Annotated in this window: 15 protein-coding genes; 1 reads left to right on the top strand and 14 read right to left on the bottom strand. The window is 34.7% G+C overall.

Features of this window, described 5'->3' with window-relative positions:
* Positions 1-142: 142 nt before the first annotated feature.
* The 14 genes from V6C74_RS01460 to betB all read right to left on the bottom strand — a co-directional run bounded on the left by V6C74_RS01460 (position 143) and on the right by betB (position 18,290).
* Entirely contained in the window at positions 143-1,327 is a 1,185-nt protein-coding gene (locus tag V6C74_RS01460) for an NAD(P)/FAD-dependent oxidoreductase (RefSeq protein ID WP_016898559.1), read from the bottom strand.
* 23 nt (positions 1,328-1,350) lie between these two features.
* On the bottom strand, positions 1,351-1,905 hold the full coding sequence (locus V6C74_RS01455; RefSeq protein ID WP_002454094.1) for a PadR family transcriptional regulator: 555 nt from the start codon (positions 1,903-1,905) through the stop codon (positions 1,351-1,353).
* 116 nt (positions 1,906-2,021) lie between these two features.
* Positions 2,022-2,882, bottom strand: a complete 861-nt coding sequence (locus tag V6C74_RS01450; RefSeq protein ID WP_002454095.1) for a class I SAM-dependent methyltransferase — start codon at positions 2,880-2,882, stop codon at positions 2,022-2,024.
* 154 nt (positions 2,883-3,036) lie between these two features.
* Entirely contained in the window at positions 3,037-4,542 is a 1,506-nt protein-coding gene (gene lqo / locus V6C74_RS01445) for an L-lactate dehydrogenase (quinone) (RefSeq protein ID WP_002454096.1), read from the bottom strand.
* 346 nt (positions 4,543-4,888) lie between these two features.
* The gene (locus V6C74_RS01440; protein WP_002432738.1) at positions 4,889-5,710 is read right to left on the bottom strand and encodes a pyruvate, water dikinase regulatory protein; all 822 of its coding nucleotides are present in this window, start codon (positions 5,708-5,710) and stop codon (positions 4,889-4,891) included.
* Between the two features lies 1 nt (position 5,711).
* Positions 5,712-8,339: a pyruvate, phosphate dikinase gene (ppdK, locus tag V6C74_RS01435; RefSeq protein ID WP_002454097.1), complete on the bottom strand. Its 2,628-nt coding sequence runs from the start codon at positions 8,337-8,339 to the stop codon at positions 5,712-5,714.
* Between the two features lie 238 nt (positions 8,340-8,577).
* A complete protein-coding gene (locus V6C74_RS01430) occupies positions 8,578-10,164 on the bottom strand; it encodes an acyl-CoA synthetase (RefSeq protein WP_002454098.1) in 1,587 nt (528 codons plus the stop codon).
* 271 nt (positions 10,165-10,435) lie between these two features.
* Positions 10,436-10,801, bottom strand: a complete 366-nt coding sequence (locus V6C74_RS01425; RefSeq protein WP_002454099.1) for a hypothetical protein — start codon at positions 10,799-10,801, stop codon at positions 10,436-10,438.
* Between the two features lie 423 nt (positions 10,802-11,224).
* Positions 11,225-11,695, bottom strand: coding sequence for an antibiotic biosynthesis monooxygenase (locus V6C74_RS01420; RefSeq protein ID WP_002454100.1), 471 nt, complete (start codon positions 11,693-11,695; stop codon positions 11,225-11,227).
* A gap of 35 nt (positions 11,696-11,730) precedes the next feature.
* Positions 11,731-11,943, bottom strand: coding sequence for a sterile alpha motif-like domain-containing protein (locus V6C74_RS01415; protein WP_016898557.1), 213 nt, complete (start codon positions 11,941-11,943; stop codon positions 11,731-11,733).
* 151 nt (positions 11,944-12,094) lie between these two features.
* On the bottom strand, positions 12,095-13,477 hold the full coding sequence (locus V6C74_RS01410) for an MFS transporter (protein WP_002454102.1): 1,383 nt from the start codon (positions 13,475-13,477) through the stop codon (positions 12,095-12,097).
* 18 nt (positions 13,478-13,495) lie between these two features.
* Positions 13,496-14,671 carry a M20 family metallopeptidase gene (locus tag V6C74_RS01405; RefSeq protein WP_002454103.1) on the bottom strand — a complete coding sequence of 392 codons (1,176 nt, stop codon included), beginning with the start codon at positions 14,669-14,671 and terminating at the stop codon, positions 13,496-13,498.
* Between the two features lie 243 nt (positions 14,672-14,914).
* A complete protein-coding gene (gene betA / locus V6C74_RS01400) occupies positions 14,915-16,633 on the bottom strand; it encodes a choline dehydrogenase (protein ID WP_002432573.1) in 1,719 nt (572 codons plus the stop codon).
* Between the two features lie 166 nt (positions 16,634-16,799).
* Positions 16,800-18,290, bottom strand: coding sequence for a betaine-aldehyde dehydrogenase (betB, locus tag V6C74_RS01395; RefSeq protein ID WP_002454104.1), 1,491 nt, complete (start codon positions 18,288-18,290; stop codon positions 16,800-16,802).
* A gap of 293 nt (positions 18,291-18,583) precedes the next feature.
* Here betB and V6C74_RS01390 point away from each other — a divergent pair, with 293 nt between their 5' ends.
* A complete protein-coding gene (locus tag V6C74_RS01390) occupies positions 18,584-19,138 on the top strand; it encodes a GbsR/MarR family transcriptional regulator (protein ID WP_016898554.1) in 555 nt (184 codons plus the stop codon).
* Positions 19,139-19,158: the final 20 nt, after the last annotated feature.

The following is a 19,158-nucleotide window of genomic DNA, read 5'->3' as shown; positions in this document are numbered from 1 at the left end:
TGCGCGATGCGTATAATTGTTGAGCAATCTGCTCACTGAAGCCCGTCTATCATTCCGGTTATGCAACATTATCTTGCTTAACCTAATATAAAATGCCGTGTGGTAATCTATTTGACCACACGGCATTTCTTTATACTTTTTATTATTTATTATCTAATTTTTGTGCTTGATGCTCTTCAAACAATTCACCAATGTGATTAAAGAAATCGCCAAATTTTTGAGCAGCGTCATCACCAAACATTTCTTCTAAATTAGCTTGAGACTCACTTGCACTCTGTTCTGAAGCTTCATACATACATGCTTCATATTCTTTCAATGCATCTTGTAAATTATTATTCTCTTTAAGTGCTTTCGCTAATAAATATGCATCGTAGAATGCCATATTAACACCCTCGCCTGCAAATGGACTCATTAAATGCGCCGCATCTCCGATTAAAGTGAGATTAGATTGATTCTCCCACTTAAACCCTATAGGCAATTTGTAAATTCGACGTAAGAGCATATCATCCCCAGCATATTCAATATATTTTTTTAAATCTTCATCCCAGTCCGAGAAATCTTGTAACAGCTGTTCTTTAATTTCTGACTTACTCATTTCTTTAAATTTTTCAAATTCCTCATAATCCATTTGATAAGACATATATACTTTAATTCTTCCATCGCCATTCACTTGACCAAGAATTGCTTTATGGTCACCAAATGCCATCATTTTCCCATTTTTATTAAACGTTGCTAAATCAGGATATTGATTGTATGCATCTTCTACATTTAGTTCAACCATTGAAATACCATTATATTCTACGTCCACATTTGCTAAATAAGGTCTCACTTTTGAAAATGCTCCATCAGCCCCAACTACAAAGTCAAACTCAGCTGTATCTCCCTCAACAAATGAGACTTCAACCTGTCCATTGTCTAAACGACGAAGTGATTCGAACGCTTTACCATATACTACTGTGCCTTCACTTAATTGTTCAATGATGATATCACATAGTTCACCACGATCAATTTCTGAACGTCCTCCCTCAACTTCAGGATCGGCTGTTTCTTCATAATAAACCTTACCATTTTTATCTAAAACGCGAGTATCTTCACCCTCAAAACGAGCTAACTCTCTAAATCGATTAATAATACCTGTTTCTTTTAATGGTAACTGGCCACTCTCCTCATGAATATCTAAGGAACCTCCACGGTCTCTATTTACATCTAACCCAGCTTTCTCAAAAATTGACACTTCATATCCTTGTTGTTGCAAAAGAAGTCCTAGCATTAATCCACCAGGTCCTCCTCCAATAATACCTACGCTTTTAACATCTTTTATATTCATTTGAACTCCCCCTCAATCTATCTTTATTTAGAAAATTGTTCCAAACGTGCTTTTGTTTCTTCAACAAACTGGTCAAACTCTTTTTTCAATTCTTCATCTTGTAGTGCTTGCTGACTCGCTTTCATAAATCCTTGGAACACCTCATGTAATTGTTCTCGTGATGCTTTTAATTGCTCAAAGTCTATATTTTGAAATTGTTTCATTCGTTGTGTAAATTCATCATTATTAATATTCTCCTCTAAGAACTTCTCACCTTCTTCAGTGATTGAGTACACTTTCTTTTTACCATCTTTAGAGATTGATACAAATTCTCTATCTTCTAACATTTGTAAGATAGGATAAACCGATCCAGGACTAGGTGAATAGAAGCCTTTAAAACGTTCTTCTAAATCTTTAATAATTTGATATCCGTGGCGTGATTCTTCCTTCAACATTTTAAGAATGACAAATTGTAAATTGCCTTTCTTGAAAAAGCGGTCACGATCGCCACCTCTCGGACCACCAAATCCTCTACCAAAATCAAATCCTTCAAATCGCTCCATTCTTTGTCTTATCATTTCAGGTCTTCTTCTGAACATTTAAATCACCTTTCTTTATTTGTTATTTCGATATATCGTAATATTTTTTCGAAAAATAAATACCATTTTAACAAATACTGTTAAAACGGCATTTAGAAGTCGTATCTTCAATACATTTAGTCTTGTAATGTGATAAGTACTTTCCCAAACTTACCACCGGTAACTACGGGTACATGATTGCCATATTTATCTCGTAAATATTGTTCAATACTTTCTTTTTGTTGCGCATTCATTTCAATTTCTACTTCTTTTAACCAAGAAGGTAATTGACGCATGACTTCATCTACACTTTTTTCAGCATGTTGTGTATGACGTTCAATTAAGGTTTCATACGTATAGTTATTGCAATAAAGTAGCTGCAATAAATAATATAAATCAGCAGTCATCGGCGAAGGTTCTAATTCAAGAAAAGCAACGACCTCATCCACGATTGAGTTTTCTTTAGGTCCTGCTATTAAGCTGACATAAACATATTGATGAGCTATATCTATAGCTTTTTCCACGGCTTCCCATGTTGTTACTGCAGGACACATTGATGCAAAGACTAAATCGAATTTTTTAATATCTGTCGTTTCAATATTTTCAAATGATTCATTAATTGTTTCAATCTCTACACCATAATGTTGCGCATTATCTTTTAACATATCGTGCAATATGGATGAGGGTTCAAGACTAGTAACTTTAGCGCTTTCTTTTGAGAACGGTATACTAAACACTCCTGAAGCAGCACCAACATCCAGTATACTTAGGTTTTCAAATCCTCCTGTTTGATTCTGAATCCATGACATAATTCGTTTTACTCTTTTTTGACTCTCTTCAGTAAAAGAATTTTTATTAAAATTTTCAGCCCATTTTTCAAAGCCTGGAGCTTCAGGTTGACCTAAACCTGCACGTTTCATTCTTTTATCTTGTGTATTAGGATCATTATCCCAAGCCTCTTTCCAAAACTGTTGATCAAAGATATTTTCATTTGTCATATCATCAAACTCCTTCGACTCTAACTTTGACTCCATTGTATCTCTTACTTTTATTTATTAAAATTAATTAATATTCTAGGCATGAGGTGAAATATTTGTATATAAAAAAGACGTGTGAGACATCTTTACATCTCACACGTTAAAAATATCTATTCTATTTTTTAGCTTTATCATAATAACCTAATTCTAGGTCTTCTGAAGTTTGTTTACGGATTTTTCTCATTAATTGTTCATCATTAATTAATGATTCTCCATAAGAAGGAATCATTTCTTTAATTTTCGGTTTCCAATCTGAAGTATATTCAGGGAAATTACGTTCTAATACTTCTAATGCAACTGAAACTGAAGTAGAAGCTCCTGGTGATTCACCTAATAAAGCGATAACTGAATGATCTTCAGAGTTCACAACTTCAGTACCGAATTGAATGAAGCCTTTACCATTCTCTTCAGTATCTTTAATAACTTGTACACGCTTACCTGCTGTGTATAATTGCCAATCTTCATCACGTGCTTCAGGATAGAATGTACGTAAGTGATTCATGCAACCTTCTTTAGTCATAATCACTTGATCAATTGAATATTTAATTAATGGCACATTCTTAATTGCTGCAGCTAATAATGTTGAGATGTTATATGGCTTAACAGATCTGAATAAATCAAGGTTAGAACCAAATTTAAGGAATTTTGGTCCAATATTCGCGAATGGTCCAAATAATAATGTTCTTTCACCATCGATATAACGCGTATCTAAGTGAGGAACTGTCATAGGTGGTGTGCCAGGTGGTTCTTTACCGTATACTTTGGCATCGTGTTGTTCAATAACTTGAGGGTTAGTACAAGCAATGAACTGACCACTAATTGGGAATCCACCTAAGTGTTTACTTTCTGGAATGCCAGTTTTTTGTAGAAGTGGAATCGCTCCACCGCCGGCACCAATAAATAAATAATCTGTTTGATGTTCAAATACATCACCAGTATTACGGTTTTTAATTTTAACTAACCATTTACCATTTGATAAACGTTCAAAGTCTACAACTTCATGATTGTATTGTACTTCAACGTTTGAAGAGTCATGAAGGTTTTTAGCCATTTTACGAGTAAGAGCACCGTAGTTAACGTCTGTACCTTCATCAATTTTACTAGCCGCCATAACGCCACCGTTATTTTCGCGACCTTCCATCATTAACGGAATCCATTTTTTCATTTCTTCAAAGTCTTCTGTATATTCGATATTATCGAACATAGGGAAGTTTTTCATTGCTTCATAACGATCTTTTAAGAATTTTACGTTATTTTTACCACGTACGAAACTAATATGTGGTAATGGATGAATAAACTCTCTAGGATTTTCAATTTGACCACTTTTTACTAAGTGACCCCAGAATTGTTTAGAAATCTCAAATTGTTCGTTGATTTCTTTTGCTTTTTCGATATCAATTGAACCATCTGGTTGTTGAACTGTATAGTTCAATTCACATAACGCAGCGTGTCCTGTACCCGCATTGTTTCGTTCATTTGAACTTTCAATACCAGGACGATCTAGACGTTCATATAAATGGATATCCCATTCAGGTTCGATGCTTTTTAACATTGAACCGAATGTTGTACTAAGTACACCGGCACCAATTAATACAACGTCTTTTTTCTCAGACTTTGCCATGTTGTTCACCTCTCAAATAATTTAAAATATATTACACCAGTACATTAGAGTTGTTCTTTTATTAAATCCCAATTCACAACTCCAAAAATTAAAGAGCATCTTAAACTCTTTACTAGTTACTACACTTCTATGTTAAAGCAACAATAAGGAAATGTAAATTATTCTAACTAAGATTATTCAATTGTTTAATAATAATTTTTTTATACTAAAAAAATATTAATTACAAAATATTTTTCTCTTTTAATCCGGCTACAATATTGCTCTTATTGCACAGCCACATCAACATGAAATAACAGCACAAAGTTAAAGTTTTCTACTTCAACCTCGTACTGTTAAAATCAGCAATTTATCGTTGCATTAAAAACTTTTCTATATAAAATGCAGATTCTTCAATAGATTTATACTCAGTATTGATGACTGTAGCATTCAATTTTTTGAAAACTTCTTCTGCATAAGAGAGTTCTTTCTTAATACGTTCCAAACTATTATATGTAGACTCAGCAGATAACCCTAACGTTTCAGCACGATTGCGACGAATGTTTGCAATATAGTTCGGACTTGCAGTTAAGCCAAACACTTTTAGCCCCTTTTGTTGAAATACATTGTCTGGAATGGCAACTTCCGGTACTAAAGGAATGTTTGCGATTTTATAACCTTTGTTGGCTAAATACATGCTTAATGGTGTTTTAGACGTACGTGAAACTCCTACAATTAACGCATCCGCTTCACCAATATCTGTAAAATGTTTACCATCATCATATTTGACTGAGTATTCAATAGCTTCAATACGTTTGAAATATTCATCATTAAGTTTACGTAATGCGCCACTTTCCATTAAAGGTTTGGCATCTGTATGCGTTTCAATTATTCGAATTAACTCTGACATATAATCGACGTATGGAATATCATGTTCTTTCGCAAACTGATGACCTAAAGCATTAAATGATTCGCTCACTAATGTTGTCGCTACAATTGCATTTTGTTCTCGAGCAAGTTGAAGCACATTAAGAAATTCTTGTTCATCTTTAATATACGGAAATTTCTTAATCTCAACTTGGGTCAAATCTGGGAATTGGGTTAATGTAGCATGAATCATACGTTGTGCCGTTTCCCCAATTGAATCCGAAACAATAAATAACTTTAAAACTTGATCGTTCTTCTCTTCCACCTTATCGCTCGCTTTCCTCCGCCTGACTTTGAGCAGTAGCTAATATCGCACCAGGTACTCTGAATGGCGAACATGATACATAGTCAATAGACCATTGATTAAATTGATGAATTGATTTAGCATCACCACCAAGTTCACCACATACGCCTATCTTGATCTCTGGTTTTATTTGCTTAGCTTGTTCAACCGCGTATTGAATCAATTGTCCCACACCATCTTTATCTAATGTTTGGAATGGATCAATCTGTAAAATGTTACTTTCAGTATACACGTTTATAAATTTCCCTGCATCATCTCTTGAAAAACCATAAGTTAATTGTGTTAAATCATTTGTACCGAAACTAAAGAAATCACAATGTTGTGCCAGTTGTTGCGCAATTAAACATGCTCTCGGTGTTTCGATCATTGTACCAATAAGATAATTCACATTTGTTTTTGCGTCATTTTTCAATTGAGTAATTGTTTCTGCTAAACGGTCTTTTAGAGTAATAAACTCTTCAACAGTAGAAACAAGTGGAATCATAATTTCAGGATGACACTCTATGCCCTCTTTCTTAAGTTGCAATACACTTTCAATAATCGCCTCTACTTGCATTTCGTATAACTCAGGATAAGTTATAGCTAAGCGACAACCACGATGACCTAACATAGGATTAACTTCGTTGAGTTCAGCGATACGCTTACGTAATACATCTTTAGGAATATCAAGTTGTTCGGCAACGCTTGCGATGTCTTCATCTGAGCTTGGCAAAAATTCATGTAATGGGGGATCTAATAAGCGCACAATTGTAGGTCGGTCTTGAGAAAGTCTAAATATAGCTTCAAAATCCTCTACTTGATACGTTTTAATCTTCTCTAATGCACCAATACGTGCTTCATGGTCTGAAGCTAAAATAAATCGGCGCATCTCTATTAAACGCTCAGCTCCAAAGAACATATGCTCTGTTCTTACAAGTCCAATCCCTTTAGCACCAAAATTGTATCCTGCTTTAATATCTTGAGGTGTTTCGGCATTCATTCTGACTTGTAAGCGCGCAGTTTCTTCAGACCATTCCATAAATTGTTCAAATGCTTCACTGTGTTCTGCATTGACCGTTTCAATCTCACCTACATATAAATCTCCTGTGGAACCATCTACCGAAACCACATCACCTTCATGCAATTCGCCATCTGAATAATAAACCCTTTTATTTAGAGTATCGATTTCAACATCTGAACAACCTGTAACACAACATTTACCCATCCCTCTTGCCACAACTGCTGCATGAGATGTCATACCTCCATGAGTTGTAACGATAGCTTCACTAGCAATCATACCTTCAATATCTTCTGGGGACGTTTCCGGACGCATCAGAACTACACGATGACCTTCTTCAGCTTGTTCTTTCGCATCTTCAGCTGAGAAGACGACTTGGCCTGTTGCTGCACCTGGACTTGCAGGTAGCCCTAATTTCGAAATAACAGTTGCTTGCTCTAATGCTTCTTCCTTAAAATTAGGATGCAATAATTGATCGATTGATTTTACATCCACATTTGCTACTGCCTCTTTGCGAGTGATTAAACCTTCATTAACCATATCCACAGCAATTTCAATAGCAGCTCTTGCCGTACGTTTCCCATTACGTGTTTGAAGTAAATAAAGCTTGCCGTTTTCAATCGTAAATTCGATATCTTGCATGTCTTTATAGTGTGTTTCAAGTTGCTTTGTCACTTCAACAAATTCTTGATGAACCTCTGGCATTTGCGCCTTTAATGTATCAATATCTTGTGGTGTTCTAATTCCTGCTACAACGTCTTCACCTTGCGCATTAAGTAAGTACTCTCCAAATAATTGATTATCACCAGTAACTGGATTTCTGGTAAACGCAACACCTGTACCGCTCTGTTCTCCACTATTACCAAATACCATTTCTTGCACATTGACAGCAGTTCCAATATCATGCGGAATATCATTTAATTCTCTATATACACGCGCTCGATCGTTATCCCAAGATTTGAATACCGCTTCAATCGCTTCCTCTAATTGCTTTAATGGTTCTTGAGGAAATGGCTTATATACCTCTTCTCGATAAATCTCTTTAAACCTTTCACATATCGTTTGCAAGCCGTCAGCAGGTATATCCGCATCGTTCTTGTAATTGTGTTTATTTTTGAAATCATCAAAATATGTATCAAATTCAAGCATAGGAATACCATACACAACTTCACCAAACATTTGTAATAAACGTCGATAACAGTCATAGGCGAAGCGTGCATCATTTGTTTTATCAGCAAGTTTCTTCACGTTGTCATCGTTCAAACCTAAATTAAGGATAGTATCCATCATTCCAGGCATAGAAATTTTTGCGCCACTACGCACTGAAACTAATAATAAATCTTCGTCAGAGGAGAATGATTTTCCTGTTCTTTCTGAAAAGGACGTTAAGTGATGTATCAATTGTGTTTTAACTTCTGTTGGCAATTGTTCATTTTGTTTTAAGTAATCAATACATGCTTCGGTTGTAATTGTAAATCCATCAGGTACCGGTAAACCTAAACGTTTCATCTCAGACAGGTTAGCACCTTTCCCACCTAATAAATTTTTCATTGAAATGCGTCCTTCGTCAAATGCATAAATATATTGTGTCATCATAGACCACCTCTTCTTTTAATATGACATACTAATAATTTTTAGTATGTCATATTAAAAGAATAATTACAACTATTTTTATGAAAAGGATTTCATAAATATTACGATTACGTGAATAAAAGCCTTTAAAACAACATTAGCGAAAATATAAATATGTTATACACAAAAAACTGTCGACTCAGTTTAATACTGAATCGACAGTTTGATACATCATAATAGCTTTATAGTTCGAATTAGATTAATCTCGGTTATTGTATTTTGCAATTTCCGCATCACGCAGTTCGACACGGCGAATTTTACCAGAATTTGTTTTTGGTAAATCATCGACAAATTCTATTGCTCTAGGATATTTGTAAGGTGCCACTTCATTTTTACAGAATGTTTGAAGTTCTTTAACTAGTTCATCATTGCCTTCATAGTTATTTTGTAAAATGATAAAGGCTTTAACAATATTACCACGAATCTCGTGAGGACTGGCAACCACTGCACATTCCTTAACAGCAGGATGATTCGTCAGTGCGTCCTCTACTTCAAATGGACCGATTGTATAGCCAGAGCTGATAATAATATCATCACGACGTCCTTCAAACCAGAAATAGCCATCTTCATCTTTATGCGCTAAATCTCCTGTGACATAATAATAACCTGCTGCAGCCGCTTTCGTACGTTCCTCATCTTTATAATATCCTTTAAATAATGCAGGCAAATCTAATGGCACAGCGATATTACCTTTAGTTTGAGGTGGAACTTCATTACCATCATCATCAATAATTGTGACAAAACTACCTGGAATGCCTTTACCCATAGACCCCGGACGTGGTTCTGTATCTTTAAGAAAACCGATAAGCAATGTACTTTCAGTCTGACCATAACCATCTCTTACTGTAAGATTAAAGTTGTTCTTAAATTGCTCTACAACTTCACGATTAAGAGGCTCGCCTGCCGAAACTGCACTGTGTAAGAGTTCTAAATGATAGTCATTTAGATTACTTAATTTTGCCATCATACGATATTCAGTCGGCGTACAACATAATACATTAATTTGATAATCTTGTAATAATTCAAGATACGTTTCTGGTTGGAAACGTCCATTATATACAAAGGCTGTTGCGCCAGTACCTAGTATTGATAAGAACGGACTCCATACCCACTTTTGCCAACCTGGGGCAGCCGTTGCCCACACAAGATCATCTTCTTTGATGCATAGCCAATGTTTTGGTGCCATTTGTAAGTGCGCATATCCCCAGCCGTGAGAATGTGTAACAGCTTTAGGATTACCAGTAGTTCCCGATGTATATGAAAGAATTGCTAAATCATCACGTGTCGTTTCAGCACTTTCAAGTTCATTACTTTCGTTAGCTTTTTCATCTTCGATAGAAATCCAACCATCTTGATGACCAGCAATAATGAATTTAGTAAGTTCCTCGTATTCTTTAACGCCTTCAAATTCTTTAGTTAATGTGTGAAATGCAATCACTGCATCAATTTCACCATGTGTAATTCGATATTGTAAATCTTTAGTACGTAACATTTCTGAGCTTGGTATAATCGCGATACCCAACTTTAACGCAGCGATGTATAATTCGTAAGTGGCGATAGCGCGAGGCATCATGATTAATACTTTGTCACCTTTTTTAAGACCATGTTTTAAAAAGACATTCCCTACTTTATTTGCATTTTGCAATAGCTCTTCATAACTTACTGAAATATTATCATGTTCGTTATCTTTATAAATAATCGCTTTTTTAGATGAATCTGAAGCGTATTTTTCAATTTCAGAAATAATATTATATTTCTCTGGAGCAAGTAAATCTGATTTGTTCATAACTGTACTTCCTTTCAATTCACGTTCATACTCATACTATCAGAACTTAAAGACCATTCAAATGGATTAAACTTATATTATAGTAATTTTCTGAATTTTTAGTATTATTGGGATTATATTGATAATTGTTCTTGTATTACTTATTAGAGCACTGTATATGCGTAAGGAATATGATGAACAGAATCGGAGACAGTTACTTATAAGTCACTTTTAAAAATAATCCTTACGCGGTTAGGCATTAAACTAGCCTTTTGTGTCTATATTGATACAATCACTTATTTAGAGAAGAGAAACTATAGATAACTAAATAGATAATTATAATGACTATGACATGAATGGTTCCTAAAAATATTGCAAAACCATCTGTCGAAAATGGGGTGAAATAACCTGATGAATTATAAACATTCATAAATAAATGAACACATACCCAAGAGAGAAATATCCCAATGATTCTACTTATTACAATGCCTATATTATTTTTTATACCAGTTTTAAAAATAGATAAACTCACTAAGAGCGCGACAATCACATATGGAATATAACCTATTAGTGACCCCGTATGATAATCAATATTTAGGCCGATAAACTCTATTGGAATTAAGGAACAAATTATCGTAATGAGTTTGAAAAAATTCATTTTAGATTCGTGCTCTCCTAACTATTTAAATTTGTCTATTTTTCAATATTTAATCGTATTTGGAAATCGTTAATCGACTTTATAACTATTAAAGTTGAGAAATGTTATATTGTCAAAATGATACAGTGACCTCAAAATCTTCTATTCTAATTATGAGTGAGGGGCACGTTTACCAATTTAAACTTGTAAATACAATTTGAAAACTAATGCCTATAAATAAGAAGGCTAAGACACAAATGATTGTCTTAGCCTTAATTAACATATTAGCAATGAATGACTATTTTAAAACTGCGCTTACATCAATTTTCTACAATTAGCCGGTGGACTCCCAAATCAAAAATTATTTTAAAGATTTCAACAAGCTATGTAAGTTGGATGTGGGACAATAGAATTATATTTCTGCCCTTCTCTCCACCTATTCACCTATATGACGCTTTCAAAATCTATATGATGATGAAGTTTTTCAAGTTCAATTCTAACATTATATGATAAATCGCGATTAACAATGCGATGATCCACACCTTTTGATGTTCCACGTTTCTTATGTGTTTTTGCGTACTCAGCAGAATTCTGCCAATCATAAAATGCTTGTCGATCTTCCCATAAAGTTACGATTATATAATGTCGACCTACAGTTTTAGGTCTTAAAAATCTCAACGCTCTAAATCCTGGTACATTTTCTAAGTGTTTGTTTCTTTGTAAAAACTTTTGTTCAAAAGCTTCTTCGTTTCCTTCATTAACAAAAAGATGATTTAACACGCAAAATGCGTCGTTCGATAGTGTATTTATAGATTCTAGCACTTCGTAATATTGTTTATCATTATTTTTCTCTATCATAAAAGAATGATCAGTTTCTTCTATAATATATGCCTTGTATGCATCATTGATTAACATATATAATTCCTTCATTTCACTTCAATTTATAAGTATTACATCCTACTTTGTTCATAAAGGGATAATGAGCGTTTAACAATTTCTATGAGTTCATGATCGAAATCTTTAAGTCCATTGAAATAATTGAGTATATTGTCAGCTACAGTCTCTTCAATTGGAAAATGAGCATCTTGGTTAATCCACGCCGCTAACTCTCCCAATGGCGTTTGATCTCCCACAAGGTTCTGAATAAATTCATAGAAACTCACGCTAACACCCCTTTTTTCGTAATATAAATTTATACTATCACGAAATGACTCATAAAACATCATATCAAAGAATATTCAGTGAAATTTATTTGCATTTTCAAAAAGAAAACTCTTTAAAACGTTTGTTTAATTTAAAGAAAATAGACAATTCTTATGAGTTCTTTTTAGTATTAGGAAGTGTGAGCCATACAATAAAGTATGCAGTGAAAGCAATCATTGTATTAAACCATAGCCCCATCATTGCTCCTAATTTTGGATCAAATAATGTTGAAAATATGCTATAAATCGAACCTGAAATGGCCACACCAAAAGCGCCACCTATTGAAGAAGCCATTTTATAAATACCTGAGGCGACGCCTACCTTTTCCTCTGGAGAATGAGAAATGGCTGTATCAGTCGAAGGCGTTGCGAATAACCCTAAACCTAATCCAAATAATAAAAATCCTATCACGCATAAAGTGATATACACTGGAATAGGTAAAAACGTAATTGACATTAAGAATATTCCCACCGTTGTCGACATCGTACCAATTAGCATAGGTTTTCTAGAACCAAACTCTTGTAAGATTTTCTCTCCTACTCGAATCATTGTTAATACTGCAATCAAATACGTGAGTGACAACAAACCTGTTTCGAATGAACTCAAACCTATACCTTGTTGGACAAACGTATTCGTTATGAGAAGCGTACCAGCAACTGTATTAATTAAAAAATTAGCAAATGTCGCACTCGTATAGAATCGATTACGAAATAAAGCAAAATCGATAAGTGGATAGCGTTTTCTATTTTCAAGGATGATAAATAATATTGTAGATAACACAAATGCGACAAATAATGACACAATCGCTACGGAAAATAAACCTAAATGTGCAGCTTGTGTAATCATAATATTTAGACTGAGCATCATAACAACTAGTAAAATAAGACCCACAATATCAAACTGTCTTGATGATGCATGTTGATTCTTAGATTCTGGTGTACCTTTAATTAAAAGTACTGCAATGAGGGGGACGATAATTGAAAAGACAAATATCCATCTCCAACTTAAGAATGTAGCTATCATCCCTCCAAATAAAGATGCGAAACCAGAACCTCCCCAGGAACCTATAGACCAGAGGCTAAGCGCACGCTGACGTTTGTCACCATGATAGTATGCTTTAATTAATGATAGTGTCGCAGGCATAATCAATGCAGCAGAAAGACCTTGAATTGCACGTCCCATCAATAATAACGGAATGTAGTCAGATACGATGATTAGCAATGAGCCAAAAATATTTAACCATAGTCCAATTATCGTTAAACGTACACGTCCAAAATAATCTGCCAAACTGCCCGCTCCAACAACAAACATGCCACAAAATAAAGCTGTTAAACTTACCGCAATGCTTATTGTACTTAAATAACTTCCAAATGACGTTTGTAAATTGGGAATTACGTTGATTAAAGAATTAGCAAATAACCAAAATGTGATGACTGCTAATACGATTCCTATTAAAAGTTTACGAGTCCCTATGTATTCATGTTGCTGATTCATTGATGATTAAATCTCCTTTTAAGTTAAATAATCTAAAACAACAGTGCCCACTGCTTCAGTAGCAACAAGCATTGATGAGTCATTAATATTAAATTTAGGATGGTGGTGAGGGTAAATATCACCATCTTCAGGTGCAGCACCTGAATAAATAAATGTACTTGGTAATTCAGTAGCATAATATGCAAAATCTTCTGATGGTGGCTGAGGTTCACATATCTCAACACCTTTTATATCATCAATTTGTGCATTTTTGATTGTTTCTGAGACATATGAAGTGAATTCTGGATCATTATATAACGCAGGATAATCCTTTTTGAACTCGAATTCACATGTTACTCCAAATGTTTCCTCTATACCTTTAACAATTCTAGTTAATTCTTGTTGAATTGTATCTCTAGTCTGGTCAGTTAGAGCACGAACGTCTCCTTCTATTTCAATTTGATCTTTAATCACATTGAATTGACCTTTACCATCAAACGAACCTATAGTGACTACACCCGTTTCAAATGGGTTCAGACGTCTTGATACTACTGTTTGAGCAATAGTGACAAAGTTGGAACCAGCCACAATTGCATCATTAGCCATGTGAGGTGATGAACCATGACCACCTTTACCTTGTACAACTAATTTAAAATAAGCACGACCTGTTTGAACATAGCCTTCTTTGTAAAAGACTTTACCTGCTTCCATCGTACTCATAACATGCGCACCTAAGACATGATACACACCTTCAAGCACACCATCTTTAATCATTCCTTGGGCCCCACCTGGTGGTATTTCTTCTGCAGGTTGATGAATGATAACGACTTTACCTTTGAATTGTTCTTTCATTTCTATCAATGTTTCTCCGAGAATAAGCATATATGCTGTATGCGCATCATGGCCACACGCATGCATAACGCCTTTATTTTTTGAAGCAAATGACAGTCCAGTTTGTTCTTCAATAGGTAATGCGTCAAAATCTGCACGAATCGCAATCGTCTTACCTGGTTTCCCACTATCAATTGTTACTTTAACACCATTGGGTCCTACATTCGTTTCAACGTCACAATCTTTCTCTTTATAAAAATCGGCAATGTATTGAGGCGTTTCAGTTTCATGAAAAGAAAGTTCAGGATGTTCATGAAGATATCGTCTGATTTCAATCATTTTACTTTCTTTCTCACGTAAACGTTTAATTAATTCTTGATTCATTTATATCCTCTCCTCAATGCAATTATAGAACTTAATCGTCAAGGAATGTTGCACAGTGTCTTTTTACTATATTTTTTATTTATGATAATAACAACTACATTATTATACTTTTTGAAAATTAATAGAAAATGAATTGCCAAAACATAAATAAAAAGCCTTTAAATGAATTTGAATTCAATTCACTTAAAGGCTTCGCTAATTATAGAATAGCTTTTATTGATTTAATTGATGAACTTAGTTCGATTAATATTGATAAAATGGATCGTCTTCCATTGCGCCAGCTTTCTCATCATGAACACCATGTTTATAGTAATCTACATATTGAGGTTCTAATGGTTGTCTACCACGAATAATGTCTGCTGCTTTTTCAGCTAACATTAAAACTGGAGCATGAATATTACCATTTGTTGTACGTGGCATTGCTGATGCATCTACGACACGTAAGTTTTCCATGCCATGAACTTTCATAGTTAATGGATCTACAACAGCCATAGGGTCTGAAGAAGGGCCCATTTTAGCACTACAAGATGGGTGTAATGCTGTTTCGCCATCCTTACGTACCCAATCTAGAATTTCTTCATCAGTTTGTACTTCTGGTCCTGGTGATATTTCTCCACCATTAAATGGATCCATAGCTTTTTGTTTAAGAATATTACGTGCAACACGAATTGCTTCTACCCATTCACGCTCATCTTCTTTAGTTGATAAGTAGTTAAACACGATACTTGGTTTTTCAAATGGATCTTTAGATTTAATTTTCAAGCTACCTCTTGAATTTGAATACATTGGACCTACGTGAACTTGATAACCATGCGCAACAGGTGCTTTTTGGCCATCATAACGTACAGCTATAGGTAAGAAGTGGAACATTAAGTTAGGATAATCCACTTCATCATTTGATCTTACAAATGCGCCACCTTCGAAGTGGTTAGATGCTGCGGCACCTTTACGCGCAAAGATCCATTGTAAACCGATAAACGGCATACGTTTTACATCAAGACTTGGTTGTAATGATACAGGTTGTTTACATTTATGTTGAATGTATACTTCTAAGTGATCCTCAAAGTTTTCACCCACACCTGGTAAGTGCATACGTGGCTCTATGCCTTTAGATTTTAAGAATTCTGAATCACCTATACCAGATAATTGTAATAATTGAGGTGTGTTGAACGCACCGCCTGATAAGATGACTTCGTTAGCTTTAACCGTTTGTTCTTTACCATTTTTCTTATAAGTGACGCCTGTTACCTTTTTACTATTGTTATCATCGAAGTTAAGTTTCGTAACGAAAGCACGTGTCTCTACGTCTAGATTTCTACGTCTCATTGCTGGGCGTAAATACGCTCTAGATGCTGACATACGACGACCATGATGAACTTGACTATCGAATGGACCAAATCCTTCTTGTCTAAAGCCATTTACATCTGGTGTTTTATGATATCCCGCTTCAACACCTGCATTAAAGAATGATTTAAATAGTGGATTTGTAGCAGGTCCACGTTTTAATTTAACCGGTCCGTTATGTCCACGTACTTTATCATAAGGTGATGCACCATAAGTTGTTTCTAACTTTTTAAAATATGGTAAGCAGTGAGCGAAGTCCCATGTATCCATACCTTCTGGTTCTGCCCAGCCTTCATAGTCCATTGGGTTACCTCTTTGATAAATCATACCGTTAATTGAGCTTGATCCACCAAGCACTTTACCTCTAGCATGGTCAACTTTACGTCCCATATGAGGTTCTTCTTCAGTTTGATATCTCCAGTCATAGAATGGGTTACCAGATGGGAACATTAATGCTGCGGGCATTTGAATAAATAAATCCCAGAAATAGTCACTACGTCCAGCTTCCAATACTAATACATTTTTATCTTTATCTTCAGATAGACGGGCACCTAGTACTGAACCTGCGCTTCCGCCACCAATAATGATGTAATCATATGAATCATGTTTTCTACTCATCAAATTCGACCTCCAAAATTGATAGTTTTCTTTGTTTTTCAACATCTCTTTCTTAAAAGGTTTTACATATTGAAGTGAGCGCCATTATGTTTTTCTAAGCGCTCACTCGCAATGAATATTTTTTAATTTCGAAAATTAAATCAGCATACTTTTTCAAATGGAAGAATTATTTACTAAACCAATTCACTGGTTCTGGATTCGTGTTTGTTAAGATGTGTTTAGTAATCAAGTATTCTTCAAGTCCTTCTTTACCAAGTTCTCTACCGATACCTGATTGTTTGTAACCACCCCATGGCGCTTGAGCGAAATAAGGATGGAAATCATTAATCCAAACGGTACCTAATTTTAATTTGTTAGCTACACGTTGTGCTTTACCAATATCTTTAGTGAATACCGCACCAGCTAATCCATAGATTGAATCGTTAGCTAAACGAATTACTTCTTCTTCATCTGCGAAACCTTCAACAGTTACGACTGGTCCAAAGACCTCTTCCTGAACAATACGCATTGATGTATCACAATCTGTGATAACAGTAGGTTCAAAGAATAAACCTGCTTGTAAGTCTTCACGTTCAGGACGTTTACCACCGATAGCAATTGTAGCGCCATCTTGTTTAGCAACTTCCATGTAATTTTCAATTTTCTCACGATGTGCAGTTGAAATAACTGGTCCCATTTCAGTGTCTTGATCGAAACCATTACCAATTTTAATTTTACTTACACGGTCGATCAGTGCCTTTTCAAACTTATCTTTAATATCGTTGTGAACTAAAATTCTAGAACCTGCAGAGCAAACTTGACCTGCGTGGAAATAACCACCATTTAGCGCTTGATCCACTGCTAATTCAAAGTCTGCATCGTCAAAAATGATGTTTGGATTCTTACCACCAAGTTCTAAAGCAACTTCAGTTACATTGTCAGCAGCTTGTTTCATGATGTGTTTACCTGTTTCAATACCGCCTGTGAATGATACTAAGTCAACTTCTTCATGGCCAGACATAACGTCGCCAACTTCTGAACCTGCACCTAGAATTAAGTTGATTGTACCTTTAGGGAAACCAACCTCTTCCATTAATTCAAATACACGAATTGTTGTTAATGGTGTAATTTCACTAGGTTTCATAACTAAAGAACAACCTGTAGCTAATGCAGGTGCAATCTTCCATGATGCTTGAAGTAAAGGATAATTCCAAGGTGTGATTTGTGTAACTACACCGATAGGTTCTTTGATGACTTTACTTTCTGAATTTGGAATTGGCGTATTAATGATTTCGCCACCGTCTTTATCAGCTAATCCTGCGAAATACATGAATACATTATGAATATCATCCATATCTGCATAAGACTCTTCTAATGTCTTACCAGTATCTAATGTTTCAAGTTTAGCTAATTCTTCTCTATTTTCTTTAATTTTATCTGCGATGGCTCTTACTTTTTTACCTCTAACTTCACTTGTTTCAAGTGACCATTCGCCCTCTTCAAATGATCTTCTTGCAGCTAAAATTGCTCTTTCCGTATCTTCTTTAGTCCCCTCAGCTACTGTAAAGATAACTTCTTGATTATAAGGATTTATAATATCTCTTGTATTTTTGTTTGAACTTTCAACCCATTCACCATCGATATACTGACGGTTTGATAATTTATCTACAAGTTCCATCAAAACAACCTCCGTTAAGTTTGTTAAATTTTTATTTAACGAATTTTACAAATTTATGTTAGCATAGGTATTGAAAACGTGTCAATTTCTTAAAATACCTTTGTAATACACAAGTAAATATCCAAACTTAACATTATTCTCCTTACTTACAACTTTAATTTGATAAATTAATTTTAATTTTAATTTTTGTAAAAATGTTTTATAATAGTTTGGCATGTAAAATTTTCAATTTTAAGTTATTTAACTTAATTGACGTGGTAAAAAAATTGAATATTAGAATTGGAGGTGCAGTGATGACACGTACGAATAATGACGCGCACCAAGTCGAACAAGCGAAAGATTTAGTGATAAACTCTATTGGAGAAACGATGGATTTGTATGGTATTAATCGTAGCGTCGGCAGTTTATATGGCATCATGGTTTTTGAAGGCAGCATGACACTAGATGAGATGCGTCAACAATTACAAATGAGTAAACCAAGTATGAGTTCAGGTGTAAAGAAACTTCAAGAATACGACATTGTTAAACAACAATTTACACGCGGAAGTCGTAAACAACATTTTATCGCAGAGAAAGACTTCTTTAATTTCTTCAGAAACTTCTTTACAAGAAAATGGGAACGAGAGATTAATACAAATATGGAGGCAATTAAAGATGCCGAAAAGATTATCAATCCGCTTTTAGATAAAGAAAATTTAGATGAAGAAGCAAGAGAAGATGCGTTAAATGTTAAAGCTCAATTAAATCATTCAAAAATATATTATGAATGGTTAGAACAATTAAGCGAGTCATTGGAATCTGGAGAAATATTCAAATACTTCCCTATTCCTGAACATGAAAATGAATAAAATTAAATTTAGATTTTACC

Origin of the sequence: Staphylococcus capitis subsp. capitis, from assembly GCF_040739495.1 — a bacterium.
GTDB classification, from domain to species: domain Bacteria; phylum Bacillota; class Bacilli; order Staphylococcales; family Staphylococcaceae; genus Staphylococcus; species Staphylococcus capitis.
Note: the sequence above shows the minus strand (reverse complement) of the source record. Positions and strands in the feature narration are given on the sequence as shown.

What these genes read in the sequence shown, in the direction of transcription:
- V6C74_RS01405 (WP_002454103.1), bottom strand. Translation starts at nt 14,671, where the DNA reads ATGAATCAAGAATTAATTAAACGTTTACGTGAGAAAGAAAGTAAAATG.
- betA (WP_002432573.1), bottom strand. Translation starts at nt 16,633, where the DNA reads ATGAGTAGAAAACATGATTCATATGATTACATCATTATTGGTGGCGGA.
- V6C74_RS01425 (WP_002454099.1), bottom strand. Translation starts at nt 10,801, where the DNA reads ATGAATTTTTTCAAACTCATTACGATAATTTGTTCCTTAATTCCAATA.
- V6C74_RS01455 (WP_002454094.1), bottom strand. Translation starts at nt 1,905, where the DNA reads ATGTTCAGAAGAAGACCTGAAATGATAAGACAAAGAATGGAGCGATTT.
- V6C74_RS01430 (WP_002454098.1), bottom strand. Translation starts at nt 10,164, where the DNA reads ATGAACAAATCAGATTTACTTGCTCCAGAGAAATATAATATTATTTCT.
- V6C74_RS01390 (WP_016898554.1), top strand. Translation starts at nt 18,584, where the DNA reads ATGACACGTACGAATAATGACGCGCACCAAGTCGAACAAGCGAAAGAT.
- V6C74_RS01410 (WP_002454102.1), bottom strand. Translation starts at nt 13,477, where the DNA reads ATGAATCAGCAACATGAATACATAGGGACTCGTAAACTTTTAATAGGA.
- lqo (WP_002454096.1), bottom strand. Translation starts at nt 4,542, where the DNA reads ATGGCAAAGTCTGAGAAAAAAGACGTTGTATTAATTGGTGCCGGTGTA.
- V6C74_RS01450 (WP_002454095.1), bottom strand. Translation starts at nt 2,882, where the DNA reads ATGACAAATGAAAATATCTTTGATCAACAGTTTTGGAAAGAGGCTTGG.
- ppdK (WP_002454097.1), bottom strand. Translation starts at nt 8,339, where the DNA reads ATGACACAATATATTTATGCATTTGACGAAGGACGCATTTCAATGAAA.
- V6C74_RS01460 (WP_016898559.1), bottom strand. Translation starts at nt 1,327, where the DNA reads ATGAATATAAAAGATGTTAAAAGCGTAGGTATTATTGGAGGAGGACCT.
- betB (WP_002454104.1), bottom strand. Translation starts at nt 18,290, where the DNA reads ATGGAACTTGTAGATAAATTATCAAACCGTCAGTATATCGATGGTGAA.
- V6C74_RS01420 (WP_002454100.1), bottom strand. Translation starts at nt 11,695, where the DNA reads ATGTTAATCAATGATGCATACAAGGCATATATTATAGAAGAAACTGAT.